Here is a 22,030-nt window from a genome sequence, read left to right as displayed (position 1 = left end):
CCATTGTTCTTATGACTAACGCATGTACAGGTTTGATTTTCTTGAAGTTAAGAAGATTTACGGACACGTAAATACCACTCAGACAGCAGCCTTACTTGTTTTTCGGTATAACCTTTCTCCATCATACGAGCGACAAAATCATCGTGTTTTTTCTGATCATCAGATGAAGTTTTGGCATTAAATGAGATAACAGGAAGCAACTCCTCGGTATTTGAGAACATTTTTTTCTCAATAACAGTACGCAGTTTCTCGTAGCTGGTCCAAACCGGATTTTGCCCATTGTTATTAGCTTTTGCGCGCAACACAAAATTGACGATTTCATTTCGGAAATCTTTCGGATTGCTAATACCAGCCGTTTTCTCGATTTTCTCTAACTCGCTATTGAGCGATGAGCGATCGAAGAGTTGGCCAGTTTCTGGGTCTCGATACTCTTGATCTTGGATCCAGAAATCAGCGTAAGTAACATAGCGATCAAAAATATTTTGGCCATATTCAGAATAAGATTCCAAATAAGCTGTTTGAATCTCTTTACCAATGAACTCGACATAACGAGGTACTAAGTAGCCTTTCAAAAACTCCATGTACCGCTCAGCAGTTTCTTGAGGGAACTGCTCGCGTTCAACTTGCTGTTCGATGACATAGAATAGATGAACGGGGTTCGCCGCGACTTCCGTTTGATCAAAGTTGAAGACGCGTGACAATATTTTAAAAGCAAAGCGAGTCGACAAACCGGACATCCCTTCATCGACACCAGCATAGTCGCGATACTCTTGATAGCTTTTTGCTTTTGGATCGGTATCTTTTAGTGTTTCACCGTCGTAGACACGCATTTTGGAGAAAAGTGACGAGTTTTCGGGCACTTTTAGGCGCGATAGGATACTAAATTGACCAAGAAATTCTAATGTACTTGGTGAGCATGGCGCTTTGGATAGTTCGCTGTGCTCAAGCAGTTTTTGGTAAATTTTCACCTCTTCCGAGACGCGTAAACAGTAAGGAACTTTAACGATATAAACTCGGTCCAAAAACGCTTCGTTGTTTTTGTTGTTACGGAATGTCTGCCACTCGGATTCGTTTGAGTGCGCTAAAATCATGCCATCAAAGGGTAGGGCAGATAATCCTTCGGTGCCGTTGAAGTTTCCTTCTTGTGTGGCGGTTAAAAGCGGATGAAGCACCTTAATTGGCGCTTTGAACATCTCAACAAACTCCATTAACCCTTGGTTGGCTTTACAGAGTGCACCGGAATAGCTATATGCATCGGGGTCATCTTGCGAGAAATGTTCCAGTTTCCGAATATCCACTTTGCCAACCAGTGATGAAATATCTTGGTTGTTTTCATCACCGGGCTCGGTTTTCGCGACCGCAATTTGATCGAGAATAGAAGGCCGTACTTTGACGACTTTGAATTTGGAAATATCGCCGCCAAACTCGTGTAATCGTTTGGCCGCCCAAGGTGATGTAATCGAGCGTAAATAGCGTTTTTCTATCCCATATTCCTGCTTGAGGATTTCGCCATCTTCAACCACATCGAACAGACAAAATGGGTGGTCATTCACTGGGCTACGAACACCATTTGCAGACAAAACATAAATAGGCATTTGCTGCATCAAGGCTTTGAGTTTCTCAGCAAGTGAAGATTTACCGCCACCGACTGGGCCGAGTAGATAGAGGATCTGTTTTCTTTCTTCTAAACCTTGGGCAGAGTGTTTGAGGTAGGAAACAATCTGTTCTATGGCTTCTTCCATACCATAGAAATCCTCAAAAGTTTTATAACGAGAAATCACTCGGTTAGAGAAAATGCGGCTCAATCGTGGGTGTTTCGCTGTGTCTATCAGCTCTGGCTCACCAATCGCCATTAACAGCCGCTCGGCGGCATTGGCATACGCACTTTTATCTTCTTTACACAGAGCTAAAAACTCTTGCAGTGATAACTCTTCATCCTTGGCGGCTTCATAGCGTGCCTGAAAGTGGTCAAAAATACTCATAGTGAATTCCCCTCTGAAAACTGTCTAACTGACAACACCGCTTAAAAACACAAATTAATAACAATTTAAGATTAGTCCGAGTTTGGCAATTTTGCTTAACAATTATGTGTTTATTTAAATTTCGTGACACTAATAACGTCGGTGAGGTTGAGTTATTTAGTGTCTGAATATCAATGATCTGAGGGATAAGTTGGTTTGGGGCTTAATAACTGTGAGGTGGAATGCAAAAAGACGCAGTGTCTGCGTCTTTTTGTTTTTCGTCAGCCTGCCTTTTTAGGCATTAAAATCTAGGCATTAAAAATTTGTGTAAATTCTGCGGTTGATAAATGGTATTGACGAGGGCAATTACGCCAAGCAGTTAACATGCGGCGGTATTTGTCCAACATTGGCATTTGGCTGTTGAAATGGTGATCGGCTTTCTCAAATTGTGGGTAAAGTCCTTCAGATTCAACCAAGAAACGCACGTAGTGAACGCGTTGTGATTCTCTGGCGATATCAAACCCTAAAAAGTGTAGGCGACGTTGATCCACATTTTTGCTTTCAGAATCGGAGAGCATTTTGTGTGATTCTTGCATGGCGTGATACATCTCCATAATATCGATTACTTCGCGGCATTCTGCTTCGGTCAAGCAACCAAATTCTTTGTTGAGTTCTCGCATTTGCAGTTCATAACCGCGTTCAACAATCGTTTGTAACCGCTTATATTTTTCGGCATTGTTTGGATCCATTTGTGACATCAAAAAATACTGATTAGATAGAATCAGTCGTTGAGCATTGGTCATTTCCATGGAAGTAGCCTCACTAAAATTTATGTTCTATTTGATGGCATAAGATTAACAGCAATTATCGGCAATGAAACATGATCTCAACACGGATTTAATATGGAAAGTATAAAATGTGCGCAATTCTTGTTACTTTTTATGTAAGTGGTTATAGATATAACTTTGTCCAAAATGAGTATTTAAAATCGCGTAGTTGACCCAATCAGCAGCAGGAGCACCGCAAGTTGTTCCTGTTGCATGGCTAGCCTCTCTATAAAAATACCAGCGTTATGCTGGTATTTTTATGGTTGTTAGATCAAGTAATCAATATTTTATGTTTGAGTGATATTGAGCCAAGATCTCGACGATTTTTTCCATGGTCTCTTTTGACGGTGGATTCACACCTTCTAATGGATATTTTAATCCCATGGCTTCCCATTTATGAGCGCCCAATTTGTGATAAGGCAACAGCTCTACTTTCTCGATATTATCCATATCTTTGATAAAATCACCAAGCATATGAGCGGCTTCTTCGTCATCAGTGTAGCCAGGAACAATCACATAACGGATCCAAGTTTTTTTACCAATGGTGTGCAAGTAGCGCGCGAAATCTAAGGTTCGCTTATTCGACACACCAATAAAATCATGGTGGATCTCATCTTTCATGTGTTTGATGTCTAACATTACTAAATCAGTGGCATCGAGCACTTCATCAATAACATCTGTGTGTTTGCGAACATAACCGTTGGTATCTAAGCAAGTGTGAATACCTTCGGCTTGCGCCGCGCTGAATAAATCACGAACAAATTCAGGTTGAAGCATAGCTTCACCGCCTGAGCAGGTAATTCCGCCGCCAGAGGCTTTCATAAAATGGCGATAAGATTTTGCTTCGGTAATGATTTCTTCGACAGTCACTTCCTTGCCTTCATGGGTGTCCCATGTGTCACGATTATGACAATACATACAACGCATTAGGCAGCCTTGCATAAAAATAATGAAGCGAATTCCAGGGCCATCTACTGTGCCACAAGACTCAAAAGAATGAATACGACCAGTTGTTGACATCAGTTCATCTCGAATAGGTTATTTGCCCGTTATTTTATTACAAATGGTAGGGATTAAGTAGGGTTAATGTGCAATTGCTGCCGCATATCCTGGACCACATGCTGTGGCTCAAAATGAATGCCATGAAATCCTGCGCATTGACTACACTGTATAGAAATAAAAACTCGTTGAATACGATAGAGTTTAAATAAGGAATAGCTCATGGATGTACAGTTTTCTAAAAAACAAAAAATCAGTCTATTTTTGCTCATCCTTTGTGTTGGTTTTTTAGGTTTAGGGATTTATACCGCAAAAAGCCTAATGGGAATGGATGATCAGTATCGGTCTAGTGGAGACGTGGCATCTGGTTCTGTGGCGATATTTACTACTCAAGCAAATTTGTTATCGATTGCATCTGAGCTAAACAGCATGCAAGGCAATCAAATCAATTCTGTTTTGAAGAAATTGGATCTGTTAATGGGAGAGGTGAATGTTGATGTGGCTTTCCTACAAAAGACCAATTTTGCTCAAGAAGGGGAAGTGTTGCTCAAGGCAGCTAAACAATTTGATCATTTTTTGCATCCTTGGTTGCAGGTGAAATCGGAAGTGGGTTTCAATGTGAACGAAGGTAAGCTGGGCGAGCTGAAAACGTTGGCTATCACAATAGAGAAAAAGATAGATGAGACGGGGATGGTTACAATCAACTCGGATTTTCAAGTAATGGTTAAGGCGCAGCAAAATTATTTATTAGAACCCTCTGAGCAAAACTTAAGGCTGTTTAATCGTGCTATGACCAGTTTTGTCAATATGTCTGATTCTTATTCGATGCTGGATCTATATGAAAAAGAGATACAACAATTTAAACAGGCATTTTTACGATTGAGTGAGCTGTCCCAGCAGTTACAAATGATGGAGAAACAAAGAATCGCTACAGAGGCGCAAGTGAAGTCGGTGATTCAAGATATTTCAACCAAGCTTTCTGCGTTGAGCGAACAATATCAGTTGGCCGCCAATATGACCGCATCGCAAACACAGTGGTCTGTATTGGCGGCCTGTGCGTTACTTGCCATATTGACCATTGCTATTTTCCTTACCTTTAGTTTTTCTCTTTCTCGTTCTTTGTCGCAAACTATTCACGTGTTGAACAATATCTCGCGTGGTGATTTGTCACGCCGTATGCCGATGACGAATAACGAAAAGGACGAATTCAATCAACTGGCATTAGCCATTAACCAAAGTTGTGAAAATTTAGGCAAATTGGTCAGTGGGGTGCAGAAAAGTAGTGAAGCTTTGTCTGGCGATGCCACATCGTTGAATATTGGCTTGGATACTTTGGTAACAAATCAATCTGACGTTTTGGGTCAGACTCAATTATTGGCATCGGCAACGGAAGAGGTTAGCGTGATGACGCAACAAGTCTCCAACTCATTAGAATTTGTTGCGAAACTCAGCCAATCTTCTATGCAAAGCGCAGAAGAGGGGGGGAAAGTAATTTCCGTTGCTATTACGTCACTGGCTGAGGTGGGAAAAATCCTAAGTTCGGCCTCGGGGCATATTCATCAACTTGAACAAGCTTCTGTAAAAGTAGACTCGGTGATGGACACGATTAATAGTATTGCTGAGCAGACTAATTTATTGGCACTCAATGCCGCCATTGAAGCGGCGAGAGCTGGGGAACAAGGTCGTGGCTTTGCTGTTGTTGCAGATGAAGTGCGAAGTTTAGCGGTAAGAACGGTCAATGCCGTGGCCGAAATTTCCGGCACTATTGAAACTATGCAAAAGGAAAGTGCCGAAGTAATCACTTATATTGCGCAATCCGAGCAGTCTATGCAGAATGCGCAAGAAAAAGGTAATGAAGCAATCCAAGCGATAGCGAAAATTATCAAAAAGGCAGATGAAGCGGCGAATAAAACAGAAGCCATTTTTGCATCGACCCGAGATTTGGCGAAAACTAGTCACTCAATGGCGGATAACATGACGCAAATATCTCGAGCCATGAGAGCCTTGGAAGAGAACAATGAACAGTTAAGAGCAACAAGCAAGATTGTAGATAAACGCTCTAGCAGTCTAAGTGCGGACTGCCAAAGCTTTACCATATGATTTCAGTTTTTCAATGTTAGAAGAAGGCAAAAAGAGAAATGCTACCAACACCGTGAATGGAGCTTTTGTCCTCCTTATACTCAGGTGTATTTGCGATGAACGTTAAACTCACGCCAACTTGTTGAATATACCAAGCCGCACCAACTACAGCGGTCGCTTGGAGATTTTGCAAGTTAACTTGGTAATATTCTGCTGGGTGATCCAATCCGTTTAAAGGCCTATCTCCTTCGATGGTGATGTCATTGAAGCGATAGCGTCCTTCTACACCTCCGAAGAGAAACCATCCAGTATCCGAAGCACCAATCATCCCTGCGGAAAAAGGGTTTTCTGCACTGATTTGAGCACTGCCAAAGTTGCCTGCAAGATCGGTCCCCCAACGCATCATGAAACCTGTCGAAACATCACTACGAAAGTTACCAACATTGACCTTTGAAACGTTAGAAAACTCAGCGTCAGTACCAGCGTAGCTGCGATAGCGTGTCAAATTAAAATGCGATTGGTAGCCAATACTACCGACGATTTTGTCTTCTACCTGGTAGGCCCATCCGTTAGGTTCGTCAGATTTAGTGATGCTGTGCACTAACTTTTGCGCTTTTTCAGAAAGCGCAGCATCGCCAATGGTTCCAATAGTTAAATTTGCCCGCGTGGCTTGTTGGGGATGCAAACTAATATAGTTAAGCTCGGTGTGTAAATACCCAGCGTAAGGTCGTTCATTCGGCTCTGGTTTGGTAAGAGAAATCTCCGAAGGAGTCCACATTTTGTGACCGATAGTGATTTCCCATTTATCTAACGGAGCTGTTCCCCAGATCGAAAGGCTGAGTGGTTTAGCCCACCAATATGGAGTAATCGCCTCTGAGGTGTAGCTTAAAAATAAACCATTGGTGTAGTCGCGATCTACGCCAAACACACCATCGTTGTCGAGGTTAAAAGCAACGGTTGCGTGTTGAGAGGCCAGCGCAGAAGCACTGAGTAACGTCAATGGAATAATGTGAAATAACTTCATACGGACACTGCAGAATATAGACAAGCTCTAATCATATAGGAAAGAATCGCTATTTAGTTGATTAATGGGCAATTGAATCAAAATAAATGTGGTAGCCGTAACATTTGTGACCGATGGATTACACATTTTTGATCTCTGAGTATAAAAAAAAACCCACTCACCGAGCGGGGCTTAACTACTTTGCTAGTAATTTAACTGAAATTATAGAGATTCAGTGAAAGTACGCGCAATAACGTCAGCTTGTTGTTCTGCAGTCAGTGAGTTAAAACGCACAGCATAGCCAGATACACGAATGGTTAGCTGAGGGTATTTCTCAGGGTGTTTAACCGCATCTTCAAGAGTTTCGCGATTAAGCACATTCACGTTTAAGTGTTGACCACCTTCAATGCCCGCTTCATGGTGGAAGTAACCATCCATAAGGCCTGCAAGGTTTGCACGTTGACTTGCTTCTTCTTTGCCTAACGCATTTGGAACGATAGAGAAAGTATAAGAAATACCATCTTGCGCATCAGCAAACGGTAGTTTCGCTACTGAAGTCAATGATGCTACTGCACCTTTTTCATCACGACCATGCATTGGGTTCGCACCCGGTGCGAAAGGCATGCCAGCACGACGACCGTCAGGTGTGTTACCTGTTTTCTTACCATATACCACGTTTGAAGTGATAGTCAGGATAGACTGAGTTGGGATTGCATCACGGTACATCTTAAGTTTACGGATTTTGCCCATAAAGGTAGAAACAAGTTCACATGCAATGTCATCAACGCGGGCGTCATTGTTACCAAATTTAGGATAATCACCTTCGATTTCGAAATCGATCGCTAGGCCATCTTCGTCACGAATTGGCTTAACTTTTGCGTATTTGATTGCTGATAGAGAGTCAGCAGCAACAGACAGGCCAGCAATACCACATGCCATCGTACGTTTAACGTCACGATCATGCAGTGCCATTAGCGCTGCTTCATAGCTGTATTTGTCGTGCATGTAGTGAATGCTGTTTAGTGCAGTCACATATTGCTTCGCCAACCAATCCATGAAGTGGTCCAATTTTGTCCATAGTTCGTCATAGTCAAGATACTCACCTGCGATCTTGTCCATTTTAGGACCAACTTGGATTTTCAACTTCTCATCAACACCACCGTTGATAGTGTAAAGCATGGTTTTGGCAAGGTTTGCACGCGCTCCGAAGAACTGCATTTGTTTACCTACAACCATTGGCGATACACAACATGCGATAGCATAGTCGTCAGAGTTCATGTCTGGACGCATTAAATCGTCGTTTTCGTACTGGATAGATGAAGTATCGATAGATACTTTTGCACAGAAACGTTTAAAGCCATCAGGTAGCTGCTCAGACCAAAGTACAGTGATATTTGGCTCTGGAGAAGGACCCATAGTGTATAGGCTGTTTAGGAAACGGAAGTTAGAACGTGTAACGAGTGTACGGCCGTCAAGACCCATACCACCCATTGATTCTGTTGCCCAAATTGGGTCACCAGAGAATAGTTCATCGTATTCAGGAGTGCGTAGGAAACGAACCATACGCAGCTTCATTACGAAGTGGTCGATCATTTCTTGAGCTTGTACTTCAGTGATTTTACCCGCTTCTAGATCACGTTGGATGAAGATATCTAGGAAAGTCGAAGTACGGCCTAGCGACATTGCTGCACCGTTTTGTGACTTAACAGCAGCTAGGTAGCCGAAGTAAGTCCACTGAATAGCTTCTTGTGCGGTTTCTGCTGGGCGAGAGATATCAAAACCGTATTTTTCAGCCATTTTTTTCATTTGGCCAAGTGCACGGTGTTGTTCGGCAATTTCTTCACGAAGTTGCATCGTTGCCGTTAGGTCTTCGCCGTTCTCAAAACGCTCTTGTAGCGAAGTGAATTGAGCAAGCTTATCCTTCATTAGGAAATCAACACCGTAAAGTGCTACGCGGCGGTAGTCACCAATGATACGGCCACGGCCATAAGCATCAGGAAGGCCAGTCAGAACACCAGACTTACGACACGCTAGGATATCAGGAGTGTAGATGTCGAAAACGCCAGCGTTGTGAGTTTTACGGTATTCTGAGTAGATTTTTGAAATCATAGGGTCAAGAGTTCTACCGTATGCTTTGCAAGAGCCTTCCACCATACGCACACCACCGTTAGGGATGATAGCGCGCTTAAGTGGCTTCTCAGTTTGTAGACCAACGATAGTTTCAAGATCTTTTTCGATATAGCCTGCATCGTGAGCAGTGATGGTAGAAATAACGTCAGTATCGAAATCGACAGGGGCCTTAGTCGCGTTTTCCTGTTTGATACCTTCCATTACTTTAGCCCAAAGCTTGTTTGTCGCTTCAGTACCTTCAGAAACTAGGAAAGATTCGTCACCTTCATACGGCGTATAGTTCTTTTGAATAAAATCACGAACGTTAACTTCATTTTGCCACTCACCTGCAGCAAAACTTTCCCAAGCTTTAGCAAATTGCTCTGCCATGACATACCTACCTTTTTAGTAGAAAAAACACGCACTGTCTTCACTGTTGAGCCAGTTATCCTCGAAAGGAGCAGTACACTCTATTAATACAATATCTATATTCACACTATTCAATTATCTGAATATAGATATTGTGCTTTGAAGCCTTGAATACAAGATTAGGCTAAAATTTTTTTGTAAACCTTAAACTAAATCAATAAAAGTTAAACTTTTCAAATAAAGTTTGGGTAGTGCGAGCACTACCCAAATTAGTATTAGTCGAATCTCATTATAGCCAAGCTTTTAAACCGTATTGGTTTTCAAGCATACCAACCGCAAGCATAGCAATTAAACAGATGATCAGCACACCACCTGGAATGATGATTTTGTCGACAAAAGACAGCTTTGATGCACGTTCTTTGTCGCCAATCAGGCCATTATTGTCCAGTAGCATGGTCAATGCCCAAGCCAGAACAGGGTTCACCACAGCGCTACCAAAGATACAAATGCCCGCTGCTTGTGAATCTTTTGTGTTTCTTACCATTTGCATACCCGCTTCTAGTAAAGGAAGAAATACCCCTACTAATAGAGCAATACGCATTACTGGCGGCCAAACCGCTACGTCCATTGGGAAGCCAAGGATAGCAATAGTCATGACCAATAAGCCTAAAATGATGGCACCACCAGGAATTGGGCGTTTAGCAATCGCCGCTGGGATCATATACGTTCCCCATGACGATGTGATATTACCACCACCCATGGTCATTGTGTCATCAACATCCATCAGTACTTTTTCAGTTCTCTTCGGATAGTTCAACTCTTGGAAAATTCGGTGACCAAGGAAATCTGGTGACCACATCGCAACGGCCAAAATAGCAAAGGGCAATGAAGCGATAAAGTGTTCTACTGTTGGCAAACCAAGCATCCAACCTTCAGTGGTTGAGCCCCACCAGTAAACAGGATTAAGGTTAGGTAAGCCCATCTGAGTTTCAAATTGAAGATCAAAGCCAGTACCGAATAAAAGTGCAATCGCAAGGCCTGTCATTGCACAGACAGGAATTGCCAACCAACGCATGTTGATTTTTGCAAGAAATGCATACAACACAATATTGACACCTAAAACCACTAGGCCAACGTAACCTAAGCTGCCTGCGGCGACATCGGCCGATTGCAAACTGGTAGCCCAAGTTTGGATAGAACCAATTTGACTCATTGTTCCGGTAAAGCCGAGGAAGATAAGCAACCCGCCTGCGGTTCCCTCGGAGGTTAGATTGACCAGTTTCGAGCCTCCTTTAAAGTAACTTAAGAGAAGACCAAAAACGCCAAGCAAAATTGCCAATGCCAAAGGGTGTGCACCAGCTAATGCGATTGAGCCGATAAGAGGGATCATTGGGCCATGGTTGCCAGCTAAGTTGGCTTTTGGGTTTAAGAAACCAGAGGCAATAACACAGAAGAAGAGGGCAGGAAATAACATCTCTACACGTGCAACTTCAATCGCGAAGTCTTTACCTAGATGAATGTGATCCCATGCTTGGGTTAGGCCATCAGCCCAAGACATCATTACCGCTGAGTACATGGCGATAATGCCGATTGTACCCGCGATAGCTGGTACAAAATCTTCAAGTTCAAAACGGAAGTCACGACCAGGTAAGTTCAAACCAAAGCGACGGGGCTTCATGATCTGCAGTTCGTGGTCTAGGTAATCTTAACGGCTTGCAAACTCAGATGCTGGACGATGCAGCTCTTTATAGCTTTTCGTCTCGATTTCTGAGCGCTCATTGTTGACTACGTCTGGCATAGATTCCTCATATTTGTAAAAGTTAGTAATTCGTACTGAATCCTAGTAATCCGCGAAGAAGCGGTAATGTTTTTAATTGAATATGTAGCACATCTCATATGTGCTTGCATAACAACAACTAAAAAAAGTGTGTGGTTATTTATACAACCTTATCTTTGCTCGCGAGTTTATCTTGCTTATCCTTTAGGGTGATTGATCTTGATCACTTTAAGAATAAATGTGAAAGAAAACTACAGCAGCCTAATGAAAACAGGAGGTTGAGGCGTTACTTACTTGAAATAATGTTTCATATTGTGATGTTTGTAAAAGAGTTTCAATGATATTAATGACCTTAAATATCCTATGAATCTAGGTGTACTTTATGCCTGCATAGGTTGTCGATTTTTAAGTTTATGTTAATAGAATGAATTAAGTGTTAATCGCTTGGTGTGCCATTTATATGCGCCATATGGAGAAGTATTGGCTAAAATGTGAATTTTTAATCAGATAAAATAACTAAATATCCTTATTTTATAGGTTAATAATTTGTTGCATGTTTTTGGTGTGAATGCTAGTTTGTATCAAAAATGGGAGTTGGAATACTCTGCAGTAGCAAATACAGGGAGTTAAGCGCATGACTGATGTACTGGCGCTGAATATTAAAGAGCTGCACAAAACCTTTGGTCAAAACCAAGTACTAAAAGGAATCTCACTAGAAGCTCGTAAGGGTGATGTGATCTCCATTATTGGTTCTTCTGGTTCGGGAAAAAGTACCTTTCTTAGATGCATCAATTTACTTGAAACACCAACCTCTGGTGATATTTGGGTCAATGGTGAACTCATTCAAATGAAAAAAAATCGGCAAGGTGAAGCTTCACCTGTGAGTGAAAAGCAGGTGCAACGAATTCGCTCACGCCTTGCTATGGTATTTCAGGGATTTAACCTTTGGTCGCACATGACGGTGTTAGAAAACGTTATTGAAGCACCAATTCATGTGTTAGGAGTACCGAAAGCACGAGCCATCGAGAGTGCTGAGGTGCTGCTAAAAAAAGTCGGCCTGTATGAACGTAAAGACTATTATCCTGGACACCTTTCTGGTGGGCAACAACAACGTGCGGCGATTGCTAGAGCGTTAGCCGTGGAGCCAGAAGTCATGCTGTTTGATGAGCCCACTTCCGCACTTGATCCTGAATTGGTCGGTGAAGTGTTGGGTGTTATGAGAGACTTGGCAGAAGAAGGCCGTACTATGCTGGTAGTGACTCATGAAATGGCCTTTGCTCGCGACGTTTCAAACCATGTGATGTTCTTGCACCAAGGTTTAGTGGAAGAGCAAGGAGACCCTGCAATCCTGTTCACCCAGCCCAAATCTGAACGGTTAAAACAATTTATATCCTCTATTTATTAATGTATTCATTGCGTTGTGGTGTTCACCACGACATAAATATTAAGCAAAACCAACACAAACACAACATGATAAATAAATAAGATCTCAATCACAGGAGTATGGAAATGAAAAAGTGGTTATTAGTTGCAGCCGTTGCCGCTAGTGCAATGACTGGCATGGCCCAAGCGAAAGAATGGAAGACGGTTCGTTTTGGTATAGAAGGGGCTTATCCTCCTTTTAGCTGGACAGAGGCAGATGGATCTCTCAAAGGCTTTGATGTTGATATGGCCAATGCGTTGTGCAAGGAGATGAAAGTGGAATGTAACATCGTTCCACAAGACTGGGATGGCATTATTCCATCACTGCTCGTACGTAAATATGATGCGATTATTGCAGCCATGTCAATTACCGACGAGCGTAAGAAAAAAGTCGATTTCACTGGTAAGTACGCATTAATTCCCAATAAATTTATCGCCAAGAAGGGAGCCGCGTTGGATTTTTCTAAAGAAGGTCTAAAAGGGGTGAAAATTGGTGTACAACGTGCAACAACGCACGATAAGTATCTTACTGATAATTATGGCGATGCAGTTGAAATTGTCCGTTATGGTTCATTTGATGAAGCCTATATTGACCTAGCCAATGGCCGTATTGCGGCAGTATTGGGTGATGCCTCTGCATTGGAAGAGGGTGTGCTTAACAAAGCGGGCGGCGAAGCGTATGAGTTCGTCGGCCCATCATTAACCGATCCGAAATGGTTTGGCGATGGTTTTGGTATTGCGGTTCGTAAGCAAGACAAAGATCTCACTCAAAAACTTGATATGGCGATTAAATCTCTTCGTCAACAAGGGATTTACCAAGAAATTGCGGCCAAATACTTTAATTACGATGTCTACGGTGAATAAGCTGTAACATCATATCTTACCCATATAATTAGAAGGTGAGAGTGGGCCGAGCATATGAATATGTTTATCGATCACTCTGTAATTAGGACTGGTTAGCTCAGTTGACTCCACCTTCTCAATTATGATGGGAATCCATTGATTCTTAACGGCTGGATCCTAGTTCCAGAAGTACCCAGTCGTTAAATTCTCCAGGGACTAGGGATGAATTATGTTGGACCTACACGGGTATGAAGCCTCAATTTTGAAGGGAGCGGTGCTGACCATTGAAGTTGCCGTGCTCTCTTTATTACTTGCCATGTTACTTGGCATGCTAGGTGCACTAGCCAAGCTTGCACCTTACCGTTGGGCAAGAGCCATTGCCACTCTTTATACGACCATCATTCGCGGTATTCCAGACCTTGTGTTAATGATGCTTATTTTCTTTGGCGGTCAAATTTTGTTGAATAATAGCCTTTATTCAATCAACGAATGGCTAAACAGTTGGTTTATGGCAAGTGACCCGAGCCATGAATGGACCGCTTATCTCCCCGATTATATTGATGTTAGCCCTTTCATTGCAGGGGTGCTAACCATAGGTTTCATTTTCGGTGCCTATATGGCTGAAACCTTTCGTGGCGCTATTATGGCGGTTGATAAAGGGGAGATGGAAGCGGCGAAAGCGTATGGTATGAGTTCCACGTTAGCATTTAGACGCATTTTGCTTCCTCAAATGGTCCGTCATGCGTTACCAGGATTTGGTAACAACTGGTTAGTATTGCTCAAAACGACGGCACTTGTTTCCATTATTGGATTAGAAGATATGGTCAGAGTCAGCTCACTCGCGGCGGGTTCGACAAAAATGCCATTCACCTTTTATATGGCTGTTGCAGTGATCTTCCTTTTCTTTACCAGTGTATCAACTGGTCTTCTCAAATTGGTTGAGCGCAAGTTCAGCATTCACACGAGGTAAATATGGATTTTTCCCTTATTACTCAAAGCCTACCAATTTATTTTAGTGGGCTGTGGACAACGGTTTGGCTGGTGGGGTTGTCGTTAATCATCGGTTTGAGCCTTGCCATCCCCTTAGCGATTGCTAGAAATAGCCACAACTATTTTATTCGTACTCCAGCATGGGCTTATACCTACTTTTTTCGTGGTACACCGTTATTGGTCCAGCTTTATCTCATCTACTATGGAATGGATCAATTTTTCCCGGTGAAAGATACCTTGTGGGAAAACGCTTGGTTTTGCGCGTTGGTTGCTTTTGTTCTCAATACGTCCGCCTACACGGCTGAAATTATTCGCGGCGCGATCAATGGATTGCCGAAAGGCGAAGTTGAAGCGGCGAAAGCATACGGAATGAGTACTTGGAAAACGTATCGACGAATTATTCTACCGAGTGCGTTAAGGCGCGCACTGCCCGCTTATAGTAATGAAGTTATCTTCATGCTCCACGGCTCTGCGGTTGCTGGTATTGTTACCATTATGGATTTAACGGGAGCTGCGCGTTTAGTGAACTCTCGTTATTATGCTCCATTCGAGTCATTTTTAACCGCAGGTTTGTTCTATATGGGCTTGACCTTCATTATTTTGTTCTGCTTCAAACAGGCTGAAAAACGCTTCTTAGCTTATTTGCGCCCATTAAGCTGAAGGGCTGCGAGTAGCAATTTATTGTGCGAGTTTGTTTCTATAATCCAGGCATAGATTAAAATAAGAAGCGCGCTGAATGCGCGCTTCTTATTGGCACGTGACTTTCTGTTCCTACAAAGAAAAACTGGACCAAATTGGCGCGTGATCAGAAGGTTTTTCTATTCCACGAAGCTCATAGTCGATGCCGACCTCTTGGCATTTTTCTGCTAGGTTCGGGGTCGCTAAAATGACGTCGATTCGCAGCCCACGGTTATCATCAAAGCCGCGTGAGCGATAATCAAACCACGAAAATTGATCATTTACATCCGGATTTAACTGACGGAATGTGTCAACAAAACCCCAGCCGATTAAAGTTTGTAACCATTCACGCTCTTCAGGTTGGAAAGAGCATTTTCCCGTTTGCAACCAGCGTTTTCTATTGGCTTCACCAATCCCAATATCCAAGTCGATAGGGCTGATGTTAATGTCTCCCATCACAATTATTTGTTCGTCAGGGGAATGATGTGACGTTAAGTAACCCATTAGATCTTTATAAAACTGACGCTTATAGGGATATTTTGTTTCATGGGAAATATTCTCCCCTTGAGGAAAATAGCCGTTGAGTATGGTTGTTTTTTGGCCGTTGTCATCTTCAAAAGTGGCCATAATCATGCGTTTTTGATGATCTTCATTATCGCTAGGAAAGCCTTTCTGTACTGAAATGGGTTCCTTTTTGCACAACATGGCGACGCCATAATGTGCTTTTTGACCATGAAAATAGACGTGGTAGCCCATGGCTTCAACCTCCTCAAGAGGAAAAGCGTCATCGTGTACTTTGATTTCTTGAAGTCCAATGACATCAGGTTGATGCTTATCAATAATCGCTTGCAGTTGATGAAGGCGAGCTCTCAACCCGTTGATGTTAAAACTGATGACTTTCATAAGGGATCCTTAAGATGAGTTGTGCGGAAGATGTTACCATTTCAAGGCGCAAGGACAAGACGAAAAGCGAATCGATTCTAATAGGTGTTAATGGTTGACATTGTCATTACCATTTCGGTAAACAGAACAATATGGCATGTTACGCCTTCGCTGCTTCCTCTATTTTACGCAATAAATCCTGCTGTACGATTTTCAGCGCTTCAAGTGCGGTGTGTGGTTCAATCTGATTGGTTTCTAATAAGTAGATGAGATCGACAGCGAGCTTTATCTCTTCAGACGCACCGTCTAGCGGTACAGTAGGATCATTCATTTTATTGGTTTTTCTCCCTGAACGTAATTTGTTTCTCAATTTTGGCTTTGGCTTCTTGGCAACGCTTGAGCCGCTGCTCTACGGTCAATAACGCTTTTTGTGCTTGCTGCTGACTAACAGCCGAAGTTTGCTTGAGCCCGAGTTCTTTTTCTCTCACCATATCCATCAGCCTCCGCTCCCATTCTTGGTGCTGGGCCAGCTCTTGATATAACGCATTGATCGGTTTGCGATAATAGCTGCGATGCTTGGGCTCACTTTTTCTGATCGATACTGTCGATATTTCGCGTTGGATTGCCGCAATTTGTGCAAGCAGTCGATCGGTTAGATATTGAGCTCGTTGACTGGTTAGCCGTTGGCTCTCTTGTTCGCGCACGATGGAATCAAAGGTCGCTTTTGCTTCCATAACACAAGGGATTAATAAGTGCGCTTTACAGTGGAACAGGCGCTCATCAAACAGAGCCTGATGGTGTTCACCACGAGTTCGGTCAACACTGGCGGCTTGTTGCTTCAACTCTTCAATTAAGGACTTCAATTGAGAAAAATGGTTCATAAGCCTGCAAACCACGCATCATAAGTCAGCTTAATTGCAAGCACACTGACCACACTCACAAACACCGGACGAATAAATTTAGCGCCGAAACGAATCGCTGAATGTGCGCCAACAAAAGCTCCAGCCATCAAACAAACTCCCATAGTCAGTCCCAGCACCCAGTCAATATGCCCCAAAATGGCAAAGGTAACCAATGACGTTACATTACTGGTAAAATTCATCGCTTTAGCAAGGCCAGAGGCCAATAAAATGTTGAGTCGGTATAACGCCATCGAACTGACTGTCCAAAATGCGCCAGTCCCTGGCCCTGCCAGCCCGTCATAAAATCCAAGTATCAAGCCTTGCGCATACTGCTTTTTGTGAAGTACAGGGCAGGGAGGCGGGCTGACATTCTGGTGTGCATGTGGTGTTTTATGCCATATCGTATAGATAGCGGCCGCTAGAATAATGAGCGGCAGTACTTTTTGTAGCCAATCGGTGCTGATCGCATCGACAGCAAAAGTACCTATGGTTGCGCCAATTAAGGTGGCAATGAAAGCTCTGACCCAGCAACTTGGTTGAAACAACTTCTTCTGATAGTAGGTTAATGCGGCAGTTGATGAGGCAAATGTTGCTGCCAGCTTATTCGTTCCTAGTGCGATGTGCGGCGGAAGACCGATTGATAATAACGCGGGTACAGTAAGCATGCCACCGCCGCCAGCGACTGCATCGATAAAGCCAGCAATAAAAGCAACAAGCGCCAACACAATCAAAGTGGTTGGCTCAACAAATTCCATGAATAAAATCGGCCCTGAGTAATGAGATGAAAGGGCGCAGCGTTAAGCCCCTAGCTAATATTCTATTGTTCTTTTAAATGGAGGAAGCGAGTCCAATAATGATTTTCCGTAGCGTTTTGAAACGATTCGGCGATCGAGAATCACGACTCTACCAGAATCACGCTCTTTGCGCAGCAATCTCCCGACGGCTTGGATCAGCTTTTTGCTGGCTTCAGGAACGGTTATCTGAATAAAAGAGTTTCCGCCTCGCTTCTCTATGTATTCGGCGTGAGCTTGCTCAACTGGAGAGGTTGGTACGGCAAACGGAATTTTTGTGATCACCAGATTCTCCAAAAGTTCTCCTGGTAAGTCTAGCCCTTCCGAAAAGCTACTGGTGCCAAACATCACGCTCGTTTTACCACACTGCACTAGCATTTTATGTTTATTTAGAATTTCTGTGCGTGATATTTCACCTTGGACTTGCAGCGCCCAGCCTCGTTTAACAAAATCTGTTGATATTTTTTCAGCCACTTCGCGCATTTGCCAGTAAGAAGCAAACAGCACTAAATTAGCTTTGTTTGGCTGAATAAACTCAGCGAGCCGCTCTACCAGATAATCAGTATACTCTTTCGCTTGCGGTTCAAAACGCATTGCTGGAATGAGTAACTCGGCCTGATTTTGATAATCAAACGGTGAAGCGAGTGCTAGGAAACGTGTGCCATCTTCGGCCTTTTCACTGATCCCTGCTTGCGAGCAAAAGTAGCTGAACGAGTTAAGAGCTCGCATCGTCGCGGAGACTAAGATTGCGCCGATGCAGCGGCTCCAGATCTGTTGATCAAGTTGCCAACCAATTTCTAGCGGTGAAACGTTAACAATGAAATCACCTTCACGTTCAGGGTGAATTTCAAGCCAACGTGCCAAAGGGGCTCCTTTTTCTCGCTTAGGTTCCGCCATCAGCAGCCATACTTGGGCAAGGTTCTCTAAACGTTGAATATAAAAGCCTAATTCAGCCAGTGCCGATTCTGCCAACCGAGCGGCGAGTTCGCCTTCCTTAACTCGTTCCGCAATCAAGTCCGCAATTTTAGCGACGGATTGATTGGCTTTTTGAGAGAGCCGCTTCAGGGTTTTAGATTCTTCTTCAAGCCATTGTGGCAGTTCGCCATGCTCAAAACGGTATCGCTTTTCTTCAAATTGTTCGGGCACAAACTGCTTTGTCAGTTGGCTCAAGCTTGGGATAAGCTGTTGCAGTGTCTCCTGCAGTTCGTTACGAAAACGTGCCACTCGTTTTTCTTCGGCTAAGCTTGAAAACTTGGTTACGGATTGATTGAGTTTTTCTAACCAACTTGCTGCGCCTTTCAAGCTTGCGGACGCTGAAGCGTGATCTCGTGCTACATGAGGTAAGTGGTGTGCTTCATCAAAAATGTAAATGGTGTTTTCGGGCTCAGGCAGAATGACACCACCGCCAAGGTCAGCATCCGCCATGACCAAACTGTGGTTGGCAATAATGACATCGGCTTTATCCAGTTCCGAACGGGCCTTCTGAAAAGGGCAATCTCTGTGGCCAGCAAAGCTACCATTACAACTATGCTTATCACTAACAATCAGTTGCCATAACTCATCTTTAATCGCTTTTGGCCACGAGTCGCGATCACCGTTCCACTTTCCTTGAGTTAGTTTTTCATACATGGTGGTGAATAATTCAACGTCTTTTTTTTGTGGCTTTGATTCGAACAGGGCAATTTGTGATCCATCTACTCCACACGCAGCCGCGAGTTTTTCGGTGCAACAGTATCGTTGACGTCCTTTGGCAAGAATAAAAGAGAATTGACGATCGGTGATGCGTCTAAATAAAGGCAAATCTTTGCTGATCAGCTGTTCTTGAAGTGCCACTGTGGCTGTCGAAACAACAACCTTTCTATTATTCAACACTGCAACAGGAACCGCTGCCATTAAATAGGAGAGTGATTTCCCTATTCCTGTACCCGCTTCAGCAATCAAGATTCGGTTGGACTTGTGATATGAACCACACAATGTTTTTGCAATCTCAGCAACAAGATAGTTTTGTCCTCGACGAGGAATGAAGTTTTCGAGCTGAAATTGCAGATTTTGATAACTATCCCGAATGGATTTTTGGATTTTTGTTGTAAGCATACACAGACCTAAATAGCAGAGTGCCGAGTCTAGCACAGTTCACTAAAGGATACGCAGTTCACGAAATCGTATGCTTTTAGATCAAATCTAGATCTTGTTCACAAAAAAAACTGAACCTTCAGGAACTTATATTTAATTCTTATTATGAAAAATATAAAACTATCCTGATTGCAGAATGATGATATTAATGTCGGTTTAGTGCCGTTTAATGCAATTCTTATGGAATTTAATGCTAATGTTGCATGATTGTTGTTTTTTAGATTATATGATGTTTTTGCTTGGAAGTCGCCCGTAATTTTATGAAAATTTCATGTAACCATATGTTTTTAATTGTCTTTACCTTTATTTTTGTTTGTTTTTTAGGATATTTGACATGCAGGATAATCTTTTGCAATCTAATCCTTGAGATTTAATGGCGGCAACGAACCGAGTTTAAATTTGGAAGTTGCCAGCAAAAACAAAGGGAACCGGATAAGGAATTCCCATACATAAGAAAAGGCAGTGGATTAATTATGAAAAAGACTCTATTAGCACTAGCAGTGCTTGCGGCAGCAAGCTCAGTTAACGCAGCAGAAATTTACGCTAACGACAGCACTTCAGTTGGCCTTAAAGGCGAAATTGATGCTTACCTAATTCAGAAAGAAAAAACAGCTTCTGATGTTAAAACAAAAGAATCGGCTGATTTCTCTACTTGGGCAAAAATTCAATTAGATGCTTCTCATAAGCTATCTAATGGTCTAACCACTTTTGGTTCTTTTGAATTTGAAGGTGATGGTTCTGCAGGAGTTGAAGTAGACGACCTATATGTCGGCGTGAAAGGCGATATCTGGGGTGTGGCTGTTGGTGAAACGGGTGACTTCGCAGAATCTTTTGATGCAATTCAAAAAACCGATATTGCTAACGAAGGTAACTACATCGGTCTAGATCGTCCTTATGAAAGCAAAACAGAAGGTCTTGCACTGAAAGTGACTCCAGTTGGTGGCCTAACCTTGGTTGCGGATGTATATACTAATAACACTGACAAACTAGATAACTCTTACGGCCTATCGGCTAACTACGCGATGGAAATGTTCTCTGTTGGTGCTTCATTCAACAGCAGCGAAGTGACAAAAGACTACGATGCAAGTTCATTCGGTGTATCTGCTTCTGTTGATGTTGCTGGTTTCTTCTTCGCGGCAACTTATCTAAGCACTGAAGGTTTAAGTACGCTTGGTGCGGTAGATACACAAAGTGTAGCCATAGCTGATAAAGATAAAAAAGTACTTGCTGCTTTAGAAGGCGATGTATGGAACTTGGCGGCGTCTTACAAAGTTGATGATCTTCGTCTATACACAACTTACGCATACGGTGATTTCGATAAGCTGGTAAGCTTCAGTGATGTAAACAACAAAACTAAGCTAGATGCTCAAGTTACAGACTTGGTTGTTGGCGTGGACTATGCCGTATCTAGTAATGTGCTAGTTTTTGTTGAATATGAAACAGCGAAAGCTAAGAAAGATTTTGCTGGTAACAAATACCAAGATATTACTCTAGGTGTTTACTACACGTTCTAATCCGAGTAATTTGATGAACAAAAAGCCGACGCTTAGCGTTGGCTTTTTTCATATAGGGGCTGTAAAAGTGAAAATGGTCAAGAACGTTATTGTAAGTTTATTGCTGTTAGTGAGTTTTTCTTCATTATCTCAATCGCTTGATTTGCAAAGAGGTATTACTTTGGAAGTGCTGAATGAAGCGCTATTCACGGATGAAGAAAAACCAATATTTATTGATGGTGAAAACCAACTGGTTCTCACCTTTGCTGGTCGATTAAAGAAAGTGGCTAAGCCAGAGTATTTCTCGTCTCTCCCTTATGTTATTCGAACAGAAATTAAAGCTGGAGATAAGCTATCTGTGGAGCTGGTTTCGGGTCGATACGAAGTTATTCAGGAGAAGCAGTTTAAGAGTGAGCCGATTTTTGTTTTGAAGAAAAACGGAGTCGAAGTCACAGATAGTAATAGTAAACAATATCGCCTTGAGCCAGAAAATGGTTCGCTGATGCCTTATTCAGATATTCGTTCTTTGACGATTAAGCAAAACCGCAAAGAGGGTGTCATTTTTGAATCTGGAAAGTTTCATCATTTGACCGACGAATTAAAATCGTTGGGCACTTCAACTCAATCGACAAAATACACTGAATCGGAAGCGGCCTTACAGCTAAAAATTTGGTTTAGTAAAGCTTCAAAAGAAGAAAGACGAGAGTTTTTGAATTGGGTTGTACAAGGTCTTTATACTGAATAGGTTATTTCGTACTACACCATAATTCCA

17 protein-coding genes and 1 pseudogene are annotated in these 22,030 nt (G+C 42.6%); 7 read left to right on the top strand and 11 right to left on the bottom strand.

The window, feature by feature from the left end:
* Positions 1–47: 47 nt before the first annotated feature.
* The 3 genes from VOR_RS0108165 to pflA form a co-directional block, all read right to left on the bottom strand.
* Entirely contained in the window at positions 48–1,982 is a 1,935-nt protein-coding gene (locus VOR_RS0108165; protein ID WP_010319223.1) for a PrkA family serine protein kinase, read from the bottom strand.
* A 287-nt stretch (positions 1,983–2,269) separates the two neighbouring features.
* On the bottom strand, positions 2,270–2,770 hold the full coding sequence (locus VOR_RS0108160) for a YfbU family protein (protein WP_010319222.1): 501 nt from the start codon (positions 2,768–2,770) through the stop codon (positions 2,270–2,272).
* A gap of 297 nt (positions 2,771–3,067) precedes the next feature.
* Positions 3,068–3,808 (bottom strand): pyruvate formate lyase 1-activating protein, encoded by a 741-nt coding sequence (gene pflA / locus VOR_RS0108155; RefSeq protein ID WP_010319221.1) that lies wholly within the window; start codon positions 3,806–3,808, stop codon positions 3,068–3,070.
* A gap of 201 nt (positions 3,809–4,009) precedes the next feature.
* On the opposite strand from pflA, the gene VOR_RS0108150 reads away from it, so the two are divergent.
* A complete protein-coding gene (locus tag VOR_RS0108150; protein WP_010319220.1) occupies positions 4,010–5,887 on the top strand; it encodes a methyl-accepting chemotaxis protein in 1,878 nt (625 codons plus the stop codon).
* Between the two features lie 16 nt (positions 5,888–5,903).
* Here VOR_RS0108150 and VOR_RS0108145 read toward each other — a convergent pair whose 3' ends face one another.
* From VOR_RS0108145 to VOR_RS16940, 3 genes and pseudogenes are all read right to left on the bottom strand, one after another.
* Positions 5,904–6,890 (bottom strand): lipid A deacylase LpxR family protein, encoded by a 987-nt coding sequence (locus VOR_RS0108145; RefSeq protein ID WP_010319219.1) that lies wholly within the window; start codon positions 6,888–6,890, stop codon positions 5,904–5,906.
* Positions 6,891–7,091: 201 nt separating this feature from the next.
* A complete protein-coding gene (gene pflB, locus VOR_RS0108140) occupies positions 7,092–9,368 on the bottom strand; it encodes a formate C-acetyltransferase (RefSeq protein ID WP_010319218.1) in 2,277 nt (758 codons plus the stop codon).
* A 268-nt stretch (positions 9,369–9,636) separates the two neighbouring features.
* Positions 9,637–11,145 (bottom strand): annotated as a pseudogene (locus VOR_RS16940) (DUF3360 family protein).
* A 613-nt stretch (positions 11,146–11,758) separates the two neighbouring features.
* Between VOR_RS16940 and VOR_RS0108130 the strand changes: the two are divergent.
* The 4 genes from VOR_RS0108130 to VOR_RS0108115 all read left to right on the top strand — a co-directional run bounded on the left by VOR_RS0108130 (position 11,759) and on the right by VOR_RS0108115 (position 15,039).
* Positions 11,759–12,529, top strand: a complete 771-nt coding sequence (locus tag VOR_RS0108130) for an ABC transporter ATP-binding protein (RefSeq protein ID WP_010319217.1) — start codon at positions 11,759–11,761, stop codon at positions 12,527–12,529.
* Positions 12,530–12,633: 104 nt separating this feature from the next.
* Positions 12,634–13,410, top strand: coding sequence for an ABC transporter substrate-binding protein (locus VOR_RS0108125; RefSeq protein WP_010319216.1), 777 nt, complete (start codon positions 12,634–12,636; stop codon positions 13,408–13,410).
* A 208-nt stretch (positions 13,411–13,618) separates the two neighbouring features.
* Positions 13,619–14,359: an ABC transporter permease gene (locus VOR_RS0108120; protein WP_010319215.1), complete on the top strand. Its 741-nt coding sequence runs from the start codon at positions 13,619–13,621 to the stop codon at positions 14,357–14,359.
* A gap of 2 nt (positions 14,360–14,361) precedes the next feature.
* Positions 14,362–15,039: an ABC transporter permease gene (locus VOR_RS0108115; RefSeq protein ID WP_010319214.1), complete on the top strand. Its 678-nt coding sequence runs from the start codon at positions 14,362–14,364 to the stop codon at positions 15,037–15,039.
* Positions 15,040–15,150: 111 nt separating this feature from the next.
* Here VOR_RS0108115 and xthA read toward each other — a convergent pair whose 3' ends face one another.
* The 5 genes from xthA to dinG form a co-directional block, all read right to left on the bottom strand.
* Positions 15,151–15,960: an exodeoxyribonuclease III gene (gene xthA, locus VOR_RS0108110; RefSeq protein ID WP_010319213.1), complete on the bottom strand. Its 810-nt coding sequence runs from the start codon at positions 15,958–15,960 to the stop codon at positions 15,151–15,153.
* 139 nt (positions 15,961–16,099) lie between these two features.
* Positions 16,100–16,270: a pleiotropic regulatory protein RsmS gene (gene rsmS, locus VOR_RS16935; protein ID WP_010319212.1), complete on the bottom strand. Its 171-nt coding sequence runs from the start codon at positions 16,268–16,270 to the stop codon at positions 16,100–16,102.
* Position 16,271: 1 nt separating this feature from the next.
* Positions 16,272–16,820 (bottom strand): primosomal replication protein PriC, encoded by a 549-nt coding sequence (gene priC, locus VOR_RS0108100; RefSeq protein ID WP_010319211.1) that lies wholly within the window; start codon positions 16,818–16,820, stop codon positions 16,272–16,274.
* Positions 16,817–17,596 carry a sulfite exporter TauE/SafE family protein gene (locus VOR_RS0108095; protein ID WP_010319210.1) on the bottom strand — a complete coding sequence of 260 codons (780 nt, stop codon included), beginning with the start codon at positions 17,594–17,596 and terminating at the stop codon, positions 16,817–16,819. The genes priC and VOR_RS0108095 overlap by 4 nt, the downstream gene beginning before the upstream one ends.
* Positions 17,597–17,650: 54 nt before the next feature.
* Positions 17,651–19,726 carry an ATP-dependent DNA helicase DinG gene (gene dinG / locus VOR_RS0108090; RefSeq protein ID WP_010319209.1) on the bottom strand — a complete coding sequence of 692 codons (2,076 nt, stop codon included), beginning with the start codon at positions 19,724–19,726 and terminating at the stop codon, positions 17,651–17,653.
* Between the two features lie 512 nt (positions 19,727–20,238).
* Here dinG and VOR_RS0108085 point away from each other — a divergent pair.
* Both VOR_RS0108085 and VOR_RS0108080 read left to right on the top strand, forming a co-directional pair.
* Entirely contained in the window at positions 20,239–21,279 is a 1,041-nt protein-coding gene (locus tag VOR_RS0108085; RefSeq protein WP_010319208.1) for a porin, read from the top strand.
* A 13-nt stretch (positions 21,280–21,292) separates the two neighbouring features.
* Positions 21,293–22,003 (top strand): DUF2057 family protein, encoded by a 711-nt coding sequence (locus VOR_RS0108080; protein WP_010319207.1) that lies wholly within the window; start codon positions 21,293–21,295, stop codon positions 22,001–22,003.
* Positions 22,004–22,030 lie beyond the last annotated feature (27 nt).

The sequence above is a fragment of the Vibrio ordalii ATCC 33509 genome (genome assembly GCA_000257205.1).
GTDB lineage: Bacteria > Pseudomonadota > Gammaproteobacteria > Enterobacterales > Vibrionaceae > Vibrio > Vibrio ordalii.
This window is presented reverse-complemented; position numbering and strand designations above follow the sequence as displayed.